The sequence below is a fragment of the Plantactinospora sonchi genome (genome assembly GCF_036422035.1).
GTDB classification, from domain to species: Bacteria; Actinomycetota; Actinomycetes; order Mycobacteriales; family Micromonosporaceae; genus Plantactinospora; species Plantactinospora sonchi.
This window is the reverse complement of the sequence record NZ_JAZGQK010000038.1, coordinates 93,183-113,182: the sequence shown is the minus strand read 5'-3', so window position 1 is coordinate 113,182 and position 20,000 is coordinate 93,183. Positions and strand designations below refer to the sequence as shown.

General features: G+C 71.2%; 7 protein-coding genes, 1 tRNA gene and 1 pseudogene. 6 read left to right on the top strand and 3 right to left on the bottom strand.

Going from position 1 to position 20,000, the window contains the following annotated elements; all coding sequences use genetic code 11:
• Nucleotides 1–228: 228 nt before the first annotated feature.
• A complete protein-coding gene (locus tag V1633_RS34285) occupies nucleotides 229–678 on the bottom strand; it encodes a hypothetical protein (RefSeq protein WP_331218450.1) in 450 nt (149 codons plus the stop codon).
• A 255-nt stretch (nucleotides 679–933) separates the two neighbouring features.
• Here V1633_RS34285 and dusB point away from each other — a divergent pair, with 255 nt between their 5' ends.
• The 4 genes from dusB (at nucleotide 934) to V1633_RS34265 (ending at nucleotide 14,272) form a co-directional block, all read left to right on the top strand.
• The gene (dusB, locus tag V1633_RS34280; RefSeq protein ID WP_407952158.1) at nucleotides 934–2,121 is read left to right on the top strand and encodes a tRNA dihydrouridine synthase DusB; all 1,188 of its coding nucleotides are present in this window, start codon (nucleotides 934–936) and stop codon (nucleotides 2,119–2,121) included.
• A gap of 292 nt (nucleotides 2,122–2,413) precedes the next feature.
• On the top strand, nucleotides 2,414–6,391 hold the full coding sequence (locus V1633_RS34275; protein ID WP_331218449.1) for a LamG domain-containing protein: 3,978 nt from the start codon (nucleotides 2,414–2,416) through the stop codon (nucleotides 6,389–6,391).
• Nucleotides 6,392–6,533: 142 nt separating this feature from the next.
• Nucleotides 6,534–13,133, top strand: a complete 6,600-nt coding sequence (locus tag V1633_RS34270; protein ID WP_331218448.1) for a polymorphic toxin-type HINT domain-containing protein — start codon at nucleotides 6,534–6,536, stop codon at nucleotides 13,131–13,133.
• Complete coding sequence (locus V1633_RS34265; RefSeq protein WP_331218447.1) at nucleotides 13,130–14,272, top strand: Clp protease N-terminal domain-containing protein; 1,143 nt, start codon at nucleotides 13,130–13,132, stop codon at nucleotides 14,270–14,272. Before V1633_RS34270 ends, V1633_RS34265 begins: the two co-directional genes overlap by 4 nt.
• A gap of 115 nt (nucleotides 14,273–14,387) precedes the next feature.
• Here the strand turns inward: V1633_RS34265 and V1633_RS34260 are convergent.
• Nucleotides 14,388–16,082: pseudogene (locus V1633_RS34260) on the bottom strand (beta-N-acetylhexosaminidase); the annotation flags it as partial.
• Between the two features lie 275 nt (nucleotides 16,083–16,357).
• Here V1633_RS34260 and V1633_RS34255 point away from each other — a divergent pair.
• Together V1633_RS34255 and ppdK are read left to right on the top strand one after the other, a co-directional pair.
• Nucleotides 16,358–16,432 (top strand) — tRNA-Arg (locus V1633_RS34255).
• Between the two features lie 253 nt (nucleotides 16,433–16,685).
• A complete protein-coding gene (ppdK, locus tag V1633_RS34250; RefSeq protein ID WP_331218446.1) occupies nucleotides 16,686–19,394 on the top strand; it encodes a pyruvate, phosphate dikinase in 2,709 nt (902 codons plus the stop codon).
• A 69-nt stretch (nucleotides 19,395–19,463) separates the two neighbouring features.
• Here ppdK and V1633_RS34245 read toward each other — a convergent pair whose 3' ends face one another.
• Nucleotides 19,464–19,970, bottom strand: coding sequence for a roadblock/LC7 domain-containing protein (locus V1633_RS34245; RefSeq protein WP_331218445.1), 507 nt, complete (start codon nucleotides 19,968–19,970; stop codon nucleotides 19,464–19,466).
• Nucleotides 19,971–20,000: the final 30 nt, after the last annotated feature.

Sequence of the window (20,000 nt, the reverse complement as noted above, 5' to 3'; positions counted from 1 at the left end):
CCACTGGGCGTCGGTGGTGTCCGACGGGTAATGCCGTGGCCGGGAGTAGCAGCCACAGGCACACGCCGCCGGGCGGGCTTCCGGCAACATCCGGGACAGGGTTCAATGACATCGCGGGCTCTTGACTGGCTTGGGTGTAGGAACCGTTTGCCTATCAAGAGCCCGCGACCATACCCAGCCGCCACGCCGGAACCAACCAGCCTCCTACCACCTCACCGACAAGCAGGTTCAGAAACAGGCTCTATAGGAAGGGGCCCCTGTTAACACCCCGGACCGCGCACCGAACCCTCGGCGACTCCGGTAGGCGTCCTCGACGATCTGTCGTACCCGGGCTGGGTCCCGGCGGATCTGGGCCGGCGTGAAGTGCAGGATCAGGACGTCGTATCGGCTCAGTTCGTTGTGTCGGTCCAGGGTGCGATGCCAGTCGGCGGCAGCGAAGTGGAACTCCTGGGAGTCGACCTCCACGGCGAGCGCGGCGTCGGGCAGGTAGCCGTCCGGGGTTGGCAGGATCGAGCCGTCCGGGCCGAGCAGCCGGGGATTCCAGAGGATCTCGGGTAGCAGCCGGCTGCGGCCCAGGCACTCCCGCAACTCCGCCTCCGGCGATGACCGTACGCCCTGGATGATCTCCTGCAGCGCCCGTCGGACCAGGGCGGTGCGGCTCCGGCGCGCCCGGACCACCTCCTCGTCGAGGCGGGCCGGTCGGTGAAGTCGCGCTGCACCGCCTCCGCCATGATCGCGCGTACGGTACGCAGGTCACGCAGTTCCCTGCCGGCGTCGACCACCGCGCGGGCCGGGGAACAGACCTGGTACAGCCCGGCGTCGCGGGGCCGCTCGTCCAGGGCGAGCGCCCGATGCACCATGGCGTGGTCGGCTGACCTCCGCCGGGTCCCGTGCGGCACGATCAGCTGCACTCCCTTCCCTACACTTCAAGGCGTGACTGCCAGCCCTGCCGCCCCGACCCTGCCGAATCCCGTACCGGGTCCGTTGACACTCGGACCGCACACGGTGTGGCCCCCGGTGGTGCTGGCCCCGATGGCGGGCATCACGAATGTCGCGTTCCGGCAGCTCTGTCGGGAACAGGGCGGCGGTCTGTACGTCTGCGAGATGGTGACCACCCGGGCGCTGGTCGAGCGGAACCCGAAGACGCTGCGGATGGTGGCGTTCGGTGACGGTGAGCGGCCGCGCAGCCTCCAGCTCTACGGCATCGACCCGGAGGTCACCGCCGCCGCCGTGCGGATGGTGGTCGAGGAGGATCTCGCCGACCACATCGACCTGAACTTCGGCTGCCCGGTGCCGAAGGTCACCCGCAAGGGCGGGGGAGCGGCATTGCCGTGGCGACACCGGCTCTTCGCCCGGATCGTCGGGTCGGCGGTGCGGGCGGCGGCGCCCGCCGGGGTGCCGGTCACGGTCAAGATGCGCAAGGGTATCGACGACGACCACCTGACGTACGTCGAGGCGGGGCTCGCCGCCCAGGACGCCGGCGTCGCGGCGGTGGCCCTGCACGGCCGTACGGCGGCCCAGCGCTACTCGGGGACCGCCGACTGGGACGCCATCGGCACCCTCAAGCAGGCGCTGGACGTGCCGGTGCTGGGCAACGGTGACATCTGGGAGGCCGACGACGCGTTGCGGATGGTGGCGCACACCGGGGCGGACGGTGTGGTGGTCGGGCGGGGCTGCCTCGGCCGCCCGTGGCTCTTCGCCGACCTGGCGGCGGCGTTCGACGGCCGGCCGCAGCGGCGACTGCCGGATCTGGGCGAGGTGGCGGTGACCATGCGCCGGCACGCCGAGCTGCTGGCCGACTGGTACGCCGACGGCGGTCGGAACCCCAACGGCGAGCGGGACGGCTGTGTCGACTTCCGCAAGCACGTCGCCTGGTATCTGAAGGGTTTCCCGGTCGGCAGCGAGCTGCGGCGCGCCCTGGCCATGGTGAACTCGCTGGCCGAACTGGACGACCTGCTGGGCAAGCTGGACACGGCCGAGCCGTTTCCGGTGCAGACGCTGGGGCAGCCTCGTGGCCGGACGAACTCGCCGGGCAAGGTGGTCCTGCCGGACGGCTGGCTGGCCGACCGGGACAGTGCCGAGGTCCCGACCGGTGCGGAGCTCGCCGACTCCGGCGGCTGAGTCGTCGCCGTCGGACCGCGACGGCCGAGGGTGTGCGGCTGATCTGTCGCTGTTTGACCACGACGGCCGGTGCTCGCGGTGACTCGTCGGGTTAGGACTGCCACCGTCTACATTCGAGCGTCATGTCGGAAGTCACGGTCCGCGTGCCGAACGACGATCTTCGGCTGACGACAGACGATCACTCGATAGCCTCCCGGCAATCTCATTCACTGGTTGCGATACGGGGGTCGTGATCGTGTCTGTGCTGATCCGTGCTGCGCGTGTTCTGGCGGCTCTGACGGCCCTATCCGTCGTGTCCTCGATCTCCGTGATCGGGACACCCTCATCGGCGTCGGCCCGTGAGCCCGACACCTGTCCGGCTCCGGCGGTCGGCGGGAACGTACCGTCCGCCGGCTCGGAACGAGCGGCCCAGACCCTCGCCGCGACGTGCGGCGTCGAGGTCGAGGTGCTGGCCCAGGCGTCGGAGACGACCCGGGTGCTCGCCCAGCCGTCCGGTGACTTCGTGTTCGAGTCCTGGTCCGAGCCGCAGCGGGCACAGCGGGACGGTTCCTGGGTGAGCGTCGACACCACCCTGGTGGTCGGGGCCGACGGCCTGGTCCGCCCGGTCGCCTCGACGGCGGACGTCGTCTTCTCACCCGGTGGCGCGGGACCCTTCGCGACGATGAGGGGTGCCGGCGCCGAGTTCTCGCTCGGCTGGCCGGCTCCGCTGCCGCCGGGTGTCGTCGTCGGCGACACCATCACCTATCCCGACGTGTATCCGGACGTCGACCTGGTCGTCCGTGCCGAACGCGGCGGTTTCTCGCACCTGCTCGTGGTCGGCAGCGCCGAGGCGGCGAGCAATCCCGCCGTGCGGCGGACGGCGTACGTGGTGGGCGGGTCGGCCGAGGTGGCGGTGGCGGACGGCGGTGTCACCATCACCGGGCCGAACGGCCTGCTCGCCGCCGCACCGCCGGCCACGGCCTGGGACTCGGCGCCCGCCCCGACGACCGCGAACCGTGCCGGTACGGACGGCGTGAGCGGGTCGGATCCGGCTGGACCCGACACCTCGACCGTCCGGGGCCCCAGTGACTCGGCGTTGGTCGCACCGGCCGAGGTACGGGTCGACGCGGGTTCGCTCACCGTGGCGGCCGACCCGGAGGTGCTGGACAGCGGACACTTCCCGATCTTCATCGACCCGACCTACGACAAGAAGTGGGCCCGATGGGCCCCGGTGAACGACTCCAACCCGAACACCCGGTGGACCTCCGGCACCTCCTGGCCCCGCGAGGTGGCCCGGGTGGGGTCGAACTACGACAACCACGGCGACGTCTGGCGGTCGCACTTCTACTTCGACGTCTCGACGCTGGTCGGCAAGCGGTTGGTCAACACGACCAGTCTGGACGCCTACCTGGTGCACACCGGCTGGTGCGCGGGCGAGTCGATCGGCATCTGGCAGACGAGTTCGATCGCGAGCGCCACCCCGACCTGGAACGGGATGGCCGGCCAGTGGCTGCACGGCGGCCCGCTGCAGACCAGGACGGGTAAGGCCAACGTCGGGTGCGGGCAGTCGGCGAACTGGCTGAAGTTCGACGATCCGGACATCGGCTACCACGTCCAGCGGCACGCGAACGCGAGTTACACGTCGATCACGTTCGGGCTCCGGATGGCGAGCGAGAGTGGCGGTCACTGGGCGAAGTTCGACCCGGCGAACGTCAAACTGAAGGCGACGTACCAGTCGAGGCCCACCTCGCCGGTGGCCATCCGGACCTCACCGGGCGGCGGCTGCAACACCGCCTCCCCCGGGCCGTGGATCACCAGTCGTACCCCGACGCTCTACGGCAAGGCCAGTGACGGCGACGGCACGGTGAAGGTCAGGTTCGACCTGACCGGGCCGACGAACCCCGCCGACGCCACCTCGGCCTGGACGACCTCGGGTGCCGAGCGGGGGTGGACCACGCCCACCCTCGCCGAGGGCAACTACAGCTGGCGGGTCCAGGGGGTCGACGAGGTCGACACGACCGGGTGGACGGGGTACTGCTACTTCCGGTTGGACCACACCGCCCCGACCACCCCGGTGGTCACCCGGACGTCCGGCACCCCGGTCGTCGGTCAGCCGGTGACTCTCTCGTTCACCTCGTCGGACGCCCGTTCCGGGATGAAGCAGTTCGCCTACGGCATCGGTGTCGACGCCCAGCAGACCTTCAAGGCGTCGACCGGTACGACGACGATCACGTTCACGCCGGTCGCCGGCCGTACCGTCGTCTACGTCTGGGCGCAGGACAACGCCGGCAACTACTCGGCGCGTACCGCGTTCGACTTCTTCACCGGCCGGATCACCGAGGCCCAGTCGCACGGCGCCTGGCGGTTCGACGGTGACGGACTCGACGACTCGGGCCAGGGCCGGAACCTGACGGTCGGCAGCGGGCTCGGCTACGGTCCCGACCGCCGGGGCAACGGCGGCGCGGCGCTGACCCTGGACGGCACCGGCTGCGCGCAGGGCGCCACGGGGGTACGCACCGACGCCGAGTTCACCGTCGCCGGCTGGGTGCGGATGACCGACAAGTCCGACTACCGCTCCCTGGCCGCCCGGGCCGGTGTCGCCCGGTCCTCGTTCTACCTGCGCTACAACGGTCCGAGTGACCGGTGGCAGTTCACCCTGAGCGGCTCCGACGCGGCGGACGCGACGTTCGCCACGATCACCGCCTCCACCGCGACGCCACTCGGGGTGTGGCAGCACGTCGCGGCGACCATGGACCCGGTCGCCAGGGTGATGCGGCTTTACCTCGACGGCCGGCTCGCCGCGGAGGGCGCGATCCCGTTCACGCCCTGGAACGCCCAGGGCCCGCTCCTGGTCGGCTGCGCGGGCATCACGACCTCGGTCTGGCACCAGCTGATCGGCGGAATCGACCACGTCGGGGTCTGGCAGGGGCTGCTCTCCGACGCGCAGATCGCCCGCGCCGCGACCGAACTGCCCGCCGGGCTGGTCGCCGACTGGCAGTTGCACGGCAACGGCGCGGAGGAGACCGGTCGCTCCTCCGACCTGGTGGTGCCGGAGGGTGTCGGCTGGGCCGACGACCAGTACGGCCGGACCGAGTCCGCGATGGTGCTGGACGGTACGAAGTGCGCGACGTCGGAGGCGTCGGTGCTGCGTACCGACGAGTCGTTCACGGTCGCCGCATGGGTCAGGCTGACCGCCGTCGGCGCCGGTAACCAGACCGTCCTCGGACAGAACGGTGTCCGGGTCAGCGGCTGGTATCTGGGGACCCGCTACTTCAGCGGGGTGCCGTACTGGTCGTTGACGATGACCGCGAACGACAACGAGGCCACCCACTACCAGATGGTGCTGTCTCCCCAGGCGGCCACCGCCGACGTGGGCCGGTGGACACACCTGGCCGGTGTCTACGACGCCACCGCGCGCCAGATGGTTCTCTACGTCAACGGCGTCCGGGCGGGATCGGTGGCCGCCAACCAGACCCCGTGGCGGGCCGGTGGGGCGATGACCGTCGGCTGTGCCTGGTACGCCGGTGCCTACGGCGACCGGGTCAACGGGGCGGTCTCCGACGCCCGGGCCTGGCGGGGTGCACTGACCGACGCCCAGGTGGCGACGCTGCACGGCGGCAACCCCGGGGTGCGGCAGGAGGCGCTCTGGCCGCTGGACGGGCCGGCCAGCGACACCCCGACGTACCTCACCGACGTCTCCGGGAACGGCCGCAACCTGACCATCAGCGGGGCGTACGCCTGGACCCGGGACCGGGGCTTCGGACGCGACGGCGCACTGGGCCTGGAACTCGCGGCCAACTCCTGCGCGCAGACGGCGGGTCCGGGGGTCCGTACCGACGCCTCGTTCACGGTCAGCGCCTGGGTGGTGGTCGACCGGTTGACCGGGCACCACGCGGTGGCCACCCAGGCCGCGGGCGGGGCTCCCGGTTTCTTCCTCGGCTACAACCCCGACGCGGGCCGGTGGCACTTCGCCATGCCTTCGGCGTCGGGCGGTTCGCCGACCTGGCACATCGCCGGGTCGGCCCAGCCGCCGGCACTCGGCCAGTGGACCCACCTGGCCGGGGTGTACGACCGGGCCGCCGGCAAGGTGCGGCTGTACGTCAACGGTGTGCTGGAGGGCGAGAGCGGCGGCCCGGCCAGCCCATGGATGGCCGGCGGGCCGACGCTGATCGGCTGCAACGGCTCCACCGACGGCACCCGGTCGTCCCCGCTCGGCGGCGTCGTCGACGACGTACGCCTCTGGACGTCGACGGTCGACCCCGACCGGATCGCCGACCTCGCCGCCGGCTGACCGGATCCGGCGGGCGACCCACCGGGTCGCTCGCCGGTCGGGACACCTCTCCTCCACGCGTCCTCCACGCGCTTCTCCTCCCGCTGTCTCCCTCTCCTCTCTCGCGCTCTTCCCATCCCCCTCTCGTGTCAGGAAGGTGCCCATGTCTCGGCGACGCACGGCCCTCTCCCGTCCCTGGCAGACAGTTGCCCTGAGCATGACCGTGGTGCTGGTGGCGTCGACCCTCAGCGTGGCCCGCCCGGCCCGGGGGGCCGAGGTGCCCGACGGCGACCGCGCGATCGGCACGGCGGCGGCCCGGTCCGGTCGACCGGTGCCGGTCGACCGGACGCCGCTACCCGACGACGGCGGCAGGTGGACCGGCCCGACCGGAGCGACCTGGCCGACCGCCGCCCGGGCGACGCCGCCGGCCGCCGGCGGTCCGGACCGGCGGGGTACCGACCTGGTCGGTGAGCTGCCGGTGACCGTCTCCGCCCTGCCGGGCGGGCGCACACCGCGGCAGCCCCAGGCGCGGGTGCTGGACGAGCAGCATTCGCTCCGGCTCGGTGTCAGCGGCCCGGTTGTCGTGGTCGACGGCGGATCGGGGCCGCTCCGGACGTCCATCGACTACGCCGGCTTCCGGCAGCTCTACGGCGCGGGCTGGGGCGACCGGTTGACCCTGCTGCGACTGCCGGCCTGCGCGGTGACGACGCCGCAGCGGTCGGAGTGCCAGCGGGCGGCGGCGGTCGAGACGACCAACGACCGTGCCACCCGTACGTTGTCCACCTCGGTGGACAACTCCGACGGGGCGCCGATGGTCTTCGCCGTCACGGCCGAGGAGGCGTCGGAGGACGGCGACTACCGGGCGACCGACCTCAAGGCGTCGGGGTCGTGGACGGCCGGGGACAGCTCCGGGTCCTTCTCGTACACGAACCCGGTCCGGCTACCTCCGGCGGAGGGACCGCTGCCGGAGGTATCGCTGAGCTATTCGTCGCAGGTGGTGGACGGCCGGATGGCCGGGTCCAACAACCAGGCGTCCTGGATCGGCGACGGCTGGGAGTACGCGCCCGGCTTCATCGAGCGCTCGTACGCGACCTGCACCGACGACCGGGAGAACGCGGACGGCGACGCGCCGAACAACAAGGACAAGAAAACCGACGACCAGTGCTGGAAGGGCGAATCGCCCAACGTCACGATCTCGCTGAACGGCACCAACGCCTCTCTGATCAAGGACGACTCGAGCGGCGTCTGGCGGGTGCAGAGCGACGCGAACTGGAAGGTCCAGCTGGCGGGTGGCGCGGCGACCCCGGGTACGGCGACGACCGAGCGTTGGACGGTCACCACTCCGGACGGCACCCGGTACTTCTTCGCCAGTGAGGCCGGCTCGGCCAACTCCCGGTGGACGGTGCCGGTGTTCGGCAACCATCCGGACGAGAAGTGCCACGCGACCGAGTTCAAGAGCTCCTCCTGCGCGCAGGCGTGGCGGTGGATGTTGGACAAGGCCGTCGACGTGCACGGCAACACGGTCCGCTACCACTACCAGAGCGAGACCGGCTACTACGGCGCGGCCGGTGACAAGGACAGGCGGGTCTCGTTCGTCCGCGGCGGGCACCTGACGAAGATCGAGTACGGGTTGCACGAGGCCTACCCGAGCGTCGGCGCCAGCGCCCAGGTGCTGTTCACCACCGCCGACCGGTGTCTGGCGTCGGAGTGCCACAAGGACGGCAAGCCGGTCCGGGCGAACTGGCCGGACGTGCCGTGGGACCGGGAGTGTGCCGCCGCGCCGTGCACGGACAAGCTCGCCCCGGTCTTCTTCAGCACCAAGCGGCTCACCAAAATCACCACGCAGGTCCGTGCCGGCGGCTCGTTCTCCGACGTGGAGTCCTGGAGCCTGGCGCACGAGTTCAAGGCGCCGAAGGTGGCCGGGTCGGCGTCGTTGTGGCTGAAGGAGATCGTGCACGCCGGCCACGTCGGCGGTACGGTCACCGACCCGCCGGTCCGGTTCACCGGGGTGGAGCTGGCCAACCGCGCCAACGCCCTGGCCGGGGCGCCGATCTTCTCCCGGTGGCGGATCCAGAACATCCGCACCGAGTCGGGCGCCGACCTCCACGTCACGTACTCCGCGACCGACTGTGACACCAACGACCTGCCGAGTCCGGTGGAGAACAACTCGCGGCGCTGCTACCCGGTCTACTGGACGCCGGACGGCTACTCCGAGCCCAAACTGGACTGGTTCCACCGGTACGTGGTGACCGAGATCTCGGAGATCGACCGTACCGCCGACCAGCCGGCGAAAACCACGCGCTACGCCTACAGCACCGAGGGTGGCGGCGTCGCCGCGCTGTGGGGCTACGACGACAGCGAGTTCACCAAGAAGAAGCACCGCACGTACGGGCAGTGGCGCGGCTACTCCCAGGTCACGACGATGGTCGGCGAGCCGGGCCGGGGCGTGCCGCTGACCACCCGGAAGCGGTTCTACCGGGGACTGGACGGGCAGCCGATGCCTGACGGCACCAGGCGCGCGGTGCAGGTGACGGACTCCGAGAAGGGCCAGCACCGGGACCATCCGGCACTGGCCGGCTTCCCGTTGGAGGAGGCGAAGCTCGACGGCTCGACCATCGTCGAATCGACCACGACGCAGTACTGGACCCGCGAGACCGCCGCGCGTCGGCACACCGGTGGAACAGACCGGGCGTACCTCGGCGGACCGTCGGTGCAGAAGACCCGCAAGTTGCTCGCGCCGGGCCACTGGGCCCGTACCGAGACCGTGACCACGTACGACGACGAGGGTCAGCCGCTGACCGTCTCCGAGCTGGGTGACACGGCCCGGTCGGGGGACGAGACCTGCACCCGGACCACGTACGTCCGCAACCAGGACCGGTGGATCCGGCAGGCCGTGTCCCGGGTGGAGAAGGTCGCCAAGGCGTGCACGGCGACGACTGCCCGGCCGGCCGACGTCGTCTCCGACGTCAGGACCTACCACGACGGATCCAGCGTCCACGGCGCCACCCCGACCAGGGGACTGGTCACCTGGGAGGAGACGCTCGACAGCTGGGACGGCGGGCCGCGCTACGCCACCACGAAACGCGCGTCCTACGACGAGTTGGGCCGGGTGACCAGCGAGACCGACGCCCGGGGCGGGGTGACCCGCACCACCTACACGCCGGCGGGCCCCGGGCCGGTCACCCAGACGGTCACCAGAAACCCACTCGACCACGAGGTGACCACCTACCAGCAGCCGGCCTGGGCCGAGCCGACCGCCGTCGTCGACGCCAACGACAAGCGCACCGATCTCGCACACGACCCGCTCGGCCGGCTGACCAGGGTCTGGCTGCCCGGTCGGTCGAAGTCGACCGAGACCCCGAATCTGGAGTTCGGTTATCTCGTCCGGAACGACGGGCCGCTGGTGGTCACCACCAAGCGGCTCGGTCCCAACGGCAACCAGTTGACGGAGATCGGGTTCTTCGACTCCCTCTACCGCCCGGTGCAGACCCAGGAGGCCGCCCTGGACGGCCGGCGGCTGGTGGAGTCGACCGGCTACAACGACCGTGGCCTGGAGGCGTACCGGTCCGGGCCCAACCACGTCAGCGGCGCACCGGACCGGACACTGCTGCAGAGCACCCCCGGTGAGGACCGGGTCCGGACCACCCTCAGCTACGACGCCGTCGGACGGGTGGTCAACGAGGGGACGTGGGAGGGTAACAGCCAGCTCTGGGCGAAGATCACGAGCTACGGCGGGAACCCCGACGGCTGGCAGGTCGCGGTCACCCCGCCCCGGGGTGGGACCGCCACCGCCACGATCACCGACGTCCGTGACCGGACCACCGAACTGCGGCAGTACCGGGTCGGCACCCCGACCGGGGAATACGACGCGACCCGGTACACCCACACCCCGCGGGGTGACCTGGCGACCGTGACCAGCGCGCTGGGCAGGGTCTGGCATTACGAGTACGACCTGCGCGGCCGCGAGGTGCGGACCACCGATCCGGAGAAGGGCGTCACCGTCCTGAGTTACGACGGTGGCGACGACGTGACCTCGTCGACCGACGCCCGCGGCGAAATGGTCTCCACCGAGTACGACCTGCTGGGGCGGCAGCGCAAACGCCTGGTCAACGGCGAACTCGCCGCCGAGTGGACCTACGACACCGTCGCGAAGGGGCACCTGTCGAAGCAGGTGTCGATCTTCAACGGGCACCGGTTCAGCCGGGAGGTCTTCGCGTACAGCGACGCGTACCAGGTCATGGACGAGGAGTCGGTGATCCCGGCCGCGCCGGGCCTGGAGCGGGCCGCCGGCACCTACGTGTCGACGTACACCTTCAGGGCCGACGGCTCACCGGACCGGACGAACCTGCCGAAGGTCGGCGCGCTGGAACGGGAGACGATCGCGCACACCTACGACGACGTGGGGAACGTGACCCGGCTGGTCGGCACCTCGTACCCGTCCGGGCGGAACACCGTCTACGTGGACGAGGCGACCTACTCGCCCCACGGCGAGCTGCTGAAGCGCAAGTTGGGCGTCAACGACAAGCCGCAGGCGTACCAGACGTACGTCTACGACGCGCCGACCCGGCGGTTGACCGACTTCTACTTCGACCGTGACGCGACGGTCACCAACGTCGCCGCGCTGTCCTACCGGTACGACCCGGCCGGCAACGTGTTGTCGGTGGCGAACAGGCCACAGGACAACGAGGGCGAGCCACGGCCCGGCGCCGGCGACGTCCAGTGCTTCCAGTACGACCACCTTCGTCGGCTCACCCAGGCCTGGACGCAGGGCGTGGCTGACTGTGTCGACCAGCCGGCCGCCGGCGACGTCGGCGGTGTCTCCCCCTACTGGACGTCGTACGCCTACGACCAGGCCGGCTCCCGGGATTCCGTGACCGATCGGCGCACCGGGACGGTCGCCCGGTACGGCTACGGCGAGCCCGATGCGGGGCAACCGCACGCGGTCCGCACGGTCACCACGGGCGACCGGGTCGACCACTACGACTGGGACGCCACCGGCAACCTCACCTACCGCAGGGTCGGCGGGGTCAGCGAGACGTACGACTGGAACGCGCAGGGCAAGCTCACGGAGATCAGCGGACCGGGCGGCTCCACCCGGATGATCTATGACGTCGACGGGAACCGGATCGCCCGGATCGACCCGAACGGGGCGGCGAGCGTCTTCGTCGCCGGGCACGAACTGACCGTCTCGGGCCAGGAGACGGTGTCGACCCGCTACTACGAACACGCCGGTGACACCGTCGCGTCCCGGTCGGCGAGCAGTGTCTCGGGCCTGAAGGACGTGGTCTGGCTCGGCGCCGACCAGCACGACTCCGCACACTGGGCGGTCAACTCCGTCACCCGGGTCGACACGGTCCGGTACGCCGATCCGTTCGGCAGGGTACGGGCCGGCGGCAGCGGCGGCACCTGGCCGTCCGGGCAGCGCGGGTTTGTGGACGGCATCGCGGATCCCACCGGTCTGTCCCTGCTGGGCGCACGGTTCTACGACGCGACCCTCGGTGCGTTCATCTCCGTCGACGCTCAGACCGACGAGTACGACCCGCAGCGCATGCACCCGTTCGCGTACGCGAACAACAACCCGGTCACCTTCTCGGATCCGGACGGCCTCTTCTGGGGCAAGGTCAAGAACGCGGCGAGCAGGGCGGGCAACGCGGTGGCGGGGGCCGCGAAGTCGGCGGCCAAGACGGTGGTCAACAACGCCGGTACCATCGCGGCGGTCGCCAGCACGGTCGCCGTCGTGGCGGCGGTGCTGCCGCCTCCGGCGCAGGTGGTGGCCGCCGCCGCCGGTGCGGTGGCCGCGGTGGCGGGTGCGATAGACGCCATCAAGACCTGCGCGGGCGGTGACCGCGCGGGTTGCGCGATGGGTGTGGCGGGCATGATTCCCGGGGTCCGCCAGGCCAAGACCGCTGCCCGCGGGGTGGGTGCGGCGAAGAAGGCGGTGAAGGGCGGCAAGCCCGACTCGCCCGGCTGTCCGGTGCCGAACAGCTTCCTGCCGGGCACCAGGGTTCTGATGGGGGATGGCAGCTACCGGGCCATCGAGGACATCAGGCTCGACGACGTCGTCCGTGCCTCGGATCCGGAGACCGGCGAAGAGGGTCTGCGACCGGTCACCGCCCTGATCCGCGGCGAGGGTGAGAAGCGGCTCGTCGACGTCAGTGTCGACACGGACGGGGACGGGCGATCCGACGCCACCCTCACCGCGACCGACGGGCATCCGTTCTGGTCGCCGGGCCAGCAGGACTGGGTGCGCGCGGATCGACTCAAGCCCAACGATCGCCTGCTGACACCCGACGGGGCCCGGGCCACGGTGATCGCGATCGTCGCCTACGCCGCTGTCGCGACCGTGCACAACCTCACCGTCGACGATATCCACACGTACTACGTGGACGCCGATTCGCCGATCCTGGTCCACAACTGTGGGGGTTACACCGGGAAGCACAGGACCGACGAAGAGGGTTACGTTGGGCGGCACCGGGCCGAGTACGAGCCGACGCACGAGTGGTTCCCCGGCCGGATCAAGGACCACCGGGGCGGCGCCACGCTCTTCGACAAGTGGCGCTACCGGATGAACGAGGCTGCCCGGAAGGGCAAGGAGTCGATCGAACGGGGCGACAAAGACGGCAAGAATGGGATCAAGTACGGTGAAATGGGCGGACGCATGGTGTCCAGAGGTGACGACGGAATCGTCGAGATGGGGAAGCTCATCGGTGGGATCATCGGATGGCTGATCGGTGTGATCCGCGGCTGGGGTAAGGGTTGGTGACGACCTGGGCGGCTCGTGCCGGCACGGCGGTCATCGGGACCCTGGCCGATGCGGCGGCCGCCGCCTGGCGGGCAGATCGTCGCACCGTCCGTACGCTCGACCTGGTGGTCGAGTTGGCGACCCGGCTGCCGTCGTTCGCGCACCTGCTCGGTCCGAAACTGCGGCAGCTCAGGGAGGCGGCCCACGACCCGCGACTGGACGAGTCACCGGCCGAGCCTCCGGTGAACGCACAGTCACCCCTCGACATGGAGGTCCTGGCCGTCCTCCGGGAGGCGACCTGGGACGCCCGGCGCGATCTGCGCCGGGAGGTCACCGACCCGTCCCCGTCCTGGAGTTCGGCCAGCTACTCCGCCGTACGGAAGGCGCTGGACATCGCCAGGGCCGAGCGCGTCGGGTACGCCCACGGCATGCACCTGTTCCTGGCGTTGACCGAAGACCCCGGCTGTCGGGCGATGGAGGTGCTGGCCAGCCTGGGGGTTACCGGGGATCACATCCGGCATGCCGTGCCGATCCGTTCGTCGATCGCGGCGGAGGGGTCGCCGACGGCACGCAGCGCGGATTTCCTCACCGCGGCGGGTGTGCTGACTCGTCCGGGTGAGGGGGGAGCGGCCCCCGGCCGTCTGCGCCACAGGCTGAGCCGTCTGGTGCTGCGGTCCGGTGTCGGTGTTCTGGTGCCGGTTCTGGAACAGGAGGCGGTGCGGCAGACCGTGCGTATGGGTGCTCCCGAGGTGGACAGCGTGGGTCTGCTCGCCGCGGTGCTCTCGCTCGACGAGCAGTTGCGCGCCCGGCAGCGGAGCTTCGCGCCGCCCTGGGCCGCCACCAACGCCGCCGGCGAGATCCTCGCTGGCAGCGGGCTGGACGTGGCGGCGACCACCGCACGCGCGGTGGTGCCAGCGGAGCCGGGGTCGGCGGCCGACCGGACGTACCGCTGGCGCAGCCGGCGGGGTGACCCGGTCTTCGGCGCGGACGCGGCGGCGGTCACCCGCCACGCTGTCGGTATCCGCGAGACGGGTGACGTCGGCACCAGCCACCTGCTGCTGGCCATGCTCGACAGCCCCGACTGTGCCGCGAACAGACTGCTCCGTGGCGTGATCAATATGGCGGAGGTGCGGCAGGAACTGTCGGCTCGGATGCGGTGAGGCCGGCACCCACCCCACCGGTCACGATGTCCCGGACCAGCCTGACGTGGGCGACAGCGGCCGCCGGGGACCGGGGCAGGCCGACCACCCGGCCCGGCCGGCCGGGTGGTCGGCGTCAGCCGGCTGCGGTCGGTTGGTCGTCGACAGCCGGGCGCGGCTCCGGCACGGCAGCCGACTCCTCGGGTACGAGGCCCGGGCGCGGACCGGGTACCTCCGCTGTCCCGCCCTGGCCGCTGTCGACTCCGGCCGGGCCGCTGTCGGCCCGAACCGGCGTGCCCGGCCAGGGCACGTCAGGCGAGCGGTGGTAGGTGATGCCGGCGGTGTTCCACCGGTCACCGTGCCGGGCCAGCCGGACTCGGAAGTCCGCCCAGTCGTGGGTGGACGCCGGTGACCAACCGAGTTCGGCGATGGCGGGCAGCCGGGGGAAGGTCATGAACTCGATGTCGCTGACCGAGACCACCGTCTCCGTCCACAGTGGCGCCTCGACGCCGAGCACCGCATCGGCCGGTACGCCGGCCAGATAACTGCCCGGGTCCCAGTCGTACGCGTCGCGGACCTCGACCAGTCCGGCCCAGTCCTTGCCCAGTGGCGTCGTCTCGGCGTACTTCATGTCGAGGTAGGTCCGGTTGCCGGGGGAGAGCAGCAGCTTGGCGCCCTGTGCGACGGCGGCGGCCACCACCGGGTCCTCGGTGCTGGTGCCCCAGTACTGGACGACCCGCCCCGGGCTGTGCTCCGCCACCGCGAGCTGGTGCCAGCCGAGCACCGCCTTGCCGTGCCGGGTCACGATCGGCTGGATCCGGTTCATGAAGGCGGTGTAGTCCGCCGCCTTCAGGGTGAACGCCTCGTCCCCGCCGATGTGCAGGTACGGCCCCGGGGTCAGCGCGGCGACCTCGCCGAGCACGTCGTCGATGAACTGGTACGTCCGCTCGCTGGTCACGTCGACCGAGCTGAACCCGACGTCGGTGCCGGTGTACTCCGGCGGCGGCGTTCCGCCCGGGGCCAGTTCGCCGTACGCGTTGAGTGCCGCGTTGGTGTGCCCGGGCAGGTCGATCTCCGGCACCACGGTGATGTGCCGGGCGGCGGCGTACGCGACGATCTCGGCGTACTCGGCCTTGGTGTAGTGGCCGCCGGGGCCGCCGTCGACCTCGGTGGCGCCACCGACGCTGGTCAGCCGGGGCCAGGAGTCGACCGCGATCCGCCAGCCCTGGTCGTCGGTGAGGTGCAGGTGCAGGTGGTTGAGCTTGTACCGGGCCAGGTGGTCGATGAAGCGCAGCACGTGCGGCACCGCGAAGAAGTGCCGGGCGACGTCGAGCATCGCGCCCCGGTAGGGGAACCGGGGCCGGTCCTCGATCAGTCCGCCGGGAATCCGCCACGGTCCGGGCTCACGGCGGGTGGACTCGATCCGGGCCGGCAGCAGTTGACGGAGCGTCTGCACGCCGTAGAAGAGTCCGGCCGCCGTCCGGGCCCGGACGACGACACCGGTCCTGGTCACCTCGATCCGGTATCCCTCGTCGGTGGTCCGCGGGTCGCCGGTCGGCTCCGCGCCGTCGCCTGCCACCTCGTCGCCTGCCACGTCCGGCTCGGCCAGCAGCAGGCTGATGCCGCCGGAGGTCTGGCCGGGGACGGCGTCGACCACCGGCAGCGGGTAGCCGGTGGGGCGGCGCAGCAGGTCGGCCAGGTAGCGGCCGACCGCGACCGCGCCCGGCTCGGGCGTCGTGCGGATCGTCGTGCCGGGCGTCAGCCCGTATCCCACGCCGTCGGTCGGTACGACGCGGACCGGGGCGGGCAGGACGTCGGTCAGCCGGATCGGCGTCTCGGCGCCGGGTTGAACGGGAAGCCGGGGTGGGAACGTGGTAGGTCGCACGGCAGGTCACTCCGGGGGAAGCCGCAGGGAATTTCCGGGCAAATCTCATGAAACGTACGTACGAAACTGCCGTCTGTCAAGTGTTGGTCACCCTGTGGTACGGGCGGTCCGGTCCGGTCCGGTTCGCTCGTCGACGCTCGGTCACCGCCATCCCAACGGTGCGCGATCCATGATCATTCCCTGTCGTCGATCGGCCGGAGGCACTAGGCTCGCCTGCCGGTGGGATCCGTAGCGCAGAGGTCGTCGCGCCGCCTTGCGGAGGCGGAGGACGCCGGTTCGACTCCGGCCGGTTCCCACCGCCCTCGCCCGCCGGCGCCCCGCCCGGCGCTGCTCGATCATGTTCGTGGGACCGTTCCCACGCAACCTCGCGAACACGGACAGCCTTCGCGGGTGTGCACATTGTCACCGAAAGCTCCCGCAGGCCCCCAGGGTCGCTTAACCTTCGCCCCACAGCGCCAGCGGTTGCCCTGGTACGGACGACCGTCACCGGGGTACCTGGAGAGCGGCTAAACCATCGTTCAGTGTCGAACGACGCGGGTAGGAGGCTCCGTGGCATCGCAGCAGACGGCGGACCGGAAGTACGTCTACGACTTCACCGAGGGCAACAAGGATCTGAAGGATCTCCTGGGCGGCAAGGGCGCCAACCTGGCCGAGATGACAAATCTCGGGTTGCCGGTACCGCCCGGCTTCACCATCAGCACCGAGGCCTGCCAGGCATACCTGGCCACCGGTTCCCGGCCGGCCGGACTCGCCGAGGAGATCACCGCACACCTCGGCGCGCTGGAGGAGGCGATGGGGCGCCGGCTGGGCGACCCGGACGACCCGCTGCTCGTCTCCGTCCGCTCCGGCGCCAAGTTCTCCATGCCCGGAATGATGGAGACGGTGCTCAACGTCGGCCTGAACGACACGAGCGTGGCCGGACTCGCCCGGCAGGCCGGCGGCAACCAGCGGTTCGCCTGGGACTCCTACCGTCGACTGATCCAGATGTTCGGCAAGACGGTCTGTGACGTACCGGGCGAGGAGTTCGAGCACGCGCTGGAGGAGTGCAAGCGTGCCAGGGGCACCACCGACGACCTCGACCTCGACGCGGACGACCTGCGGGCACTGGTCGGCACGTACAAGAAGATCTTCGTCAAGCACACCGGGCGGGAGTTCCCGCAACAGCCCCTCGAACAGCTCGAACTCGCCATCAACGCGGTCTTCGAGTCGTGGAACGCCGAACGGGCCGTGCTCTACCGCCGACAGGAACGGATCCCGGCCGACCTCGGCACCGCGGTCAACGTCTGCAGCATGGTCTTCGGCAACCTCGGACCGGACTCCGGCACCGGCGTCGCCTTCACCCGCGACCCGGCCAGCGGCGCCCAGGGCATCTACGGCGACTACCTGGCCAATGCGCAGGGCGAGGACGTGGTCGCCGGCATCCGCAACACCGTACCGCTGCAACAGCTCGAAGAACTGAACAAGCCGGCGTACGACGAACTGCTCGCCATCATGGCCCGGCTGGAGGAGCACTACCGGGACCTGTGCGACATCGAGTTCACCATCGAACGCGGCAAGCTGTGGATGCTGCAGACCCGGGTCGGCAAGCGGACCGCCGCCGCCGCGTTCGTGATCGCCGCCCAACTCGTCGACGAAGGACTGATCGACCTCGACGAGGCGCTGCACCGGGTCAACGGCGACCAGCTGGCCCAGCTGATGTTCCCCCGGTTCAAGCTCAGCGACGACCTGCGGCCGGTGGCCCAGGGCATCGGTGCCTCGCCCGGCGCGGCGGTCGGCAAGGTGGTCTTCGAGGGCCAGCGGGCCGTGGAGTTGGCCAACGCCGGTGAGGCGGTCATCCTGGTCCGCCGGGAGACCAATCCGGACGACCTGCCGGGCATGATCGCCGCCCGGGGCATCCTCACCTCACGCGGCGGGAAGACCAGCCACGCCGCCGTGGTCGCCCGGGGCATGGGCAAGACCTGTGTCTGCGGCGCCGACGCGCTCGACGTCAACGTCCGGGACCGGAACTTCACCGTGGCCGGACAGACCGTCGAGGAAGGGGACGTGGTCTCCATCGACGGCACCACCGGCCGGATCTACCTCGGCGAGGTGCCGGTCTGGCCCTCCGAGGTGGTGCGCTACTTCGAGGGTGAACTGGACCCGGAGCGGGCCGACGATCCACTGGTGACCGCCGTACACCGGATCATGTCGCACGCCGACGCCCAGCGCCGGCTGGGGATCCGGGCGAACGCCGACACGGGTGAGGACGCGGCCCGGGCCCGCCGGTTCGGTGCCGAGGGGATCGGCCTGTGCCGCACCGAGCACATGTTCCTCGGCGACCGGCGGGAACTGGTCGAGCGGCTGATCTTGGCCGCCACCGACACCGACCGGGAGGCCGCGCTCGCCGAACTGCTGCCGCTGCAGCGGGCCGACTTCGCGGAGATCTTCCGGGCGATGGACGGGCAGCCGGTGACGGTACGACTGATCGACCCGCCGCTGCACGAGTTCCTGCCCTCGCTGGAGGAACTGGCGGTGCACGTGGCGGTCGCCCACGAGCGCGGCGAGGACGCGGCCCGGGACGAGCAACTGCTCAGCGCGGTACGCCGGATGCACGAACAGAACCCGATGTTGGGCCTGCGCGGCGTACGGCTCGGCCTGGTCATCCCCGGCCTGTTCGCGATGCAGGTCCGGGCGATCGTCGAGGCGGCGGTGGAGTGCGCCCGGGCCGGCGGGAGCCCGAAGCCGGAGATCATGGTGCCGCTCGTCGGCGCCGTGCAGGAACTGGAGACGGTACGTACCGAAGCCGAGAAGATCATCGCGGAGGTGACCCGGGAACAGGCCGTCGAGGTGCTGATCGGCACGATGATCGAGGTCCCCCGGGCGGCGCTCACCGCCGGCCAGATCGCCGAGGCGGCCGAGTTCTTCTCCTTCGGCACCAACGACCTGACCCAGATGGCCTGGGGATTCTCCCGTGACGACGTCGAGGGCGCGTTCTTCTGGCGCTACCTCGAACTGGGCATCTTCGGCATCTCGCCGTTCGAGTCGATCGACGCCGACGGGGTCGGGCGGCTGGTCCGGATCGCCTCCGAGGAGGGACGGGCGGCCCGACCCGGGCTCAAGCTCGGGGTCTGCGGCGAGCACGGCGGCGACCCGGAGTCGGTGCACTTCTTCCACTCCGTCGGCCTCGACTACGTCTCCTGCTCGCCGTTCCGGGTACCGGTGGCCCGGCTGGAGGCCGGTCGGGCGGTGATCAGCTCGGCCGGTTCCGACAGCCGCTGACCGGGTCGCGGGCCGGCCGGTGGCGGCCGGCGCACGACGACCGACGGTGACGCGGACTCGGGCGGCGCCTCACTCCCGACCGGGGGAGCGCCAGCCGCCCGACTCCGACCACAGCCCGGCCGGCAACGTCGCCATCGGCGTACGGGTGGCGAGCGGTGCCGCCGGGTCGTTGGTCGGCGGGATCGCCGTGGCCACGGTCGGCCGACGTACGGCGTCCCAGAGCGCGCCGAGCCGCTGGGCGGCCGGCCGGGCCTCGGCGTGCAGCCGGGCCAGGTCGGCCGCCGTACCGGTGATCGCGGTCAGGATCGCCTCGGCGCCGGCCGGATAGGTCACCACGTACCCCTCGGCGCAGCGGACCACCGACTCGGCCAACGGGCCGTGCCCGGCGAGGCGGGCGAGCCGGTCGGCGATGCCGAGGTTCGCCGCGGAAAGCGCGGCCAGGTGGTGCGGGTCGCCGCCGGGCAGGTCGCCGGCGACCAGGAGGCCGTCGACGGCGGCCAGGACCGCCCCCGACATCTCCGGTACCGCACGGCGCAGCCGGTGCAGTTCGGCCAGCAGGGCGGCATCAGCGTTCACTGGTCTCTCCTTCGGGTGTCGGTCCGGTGC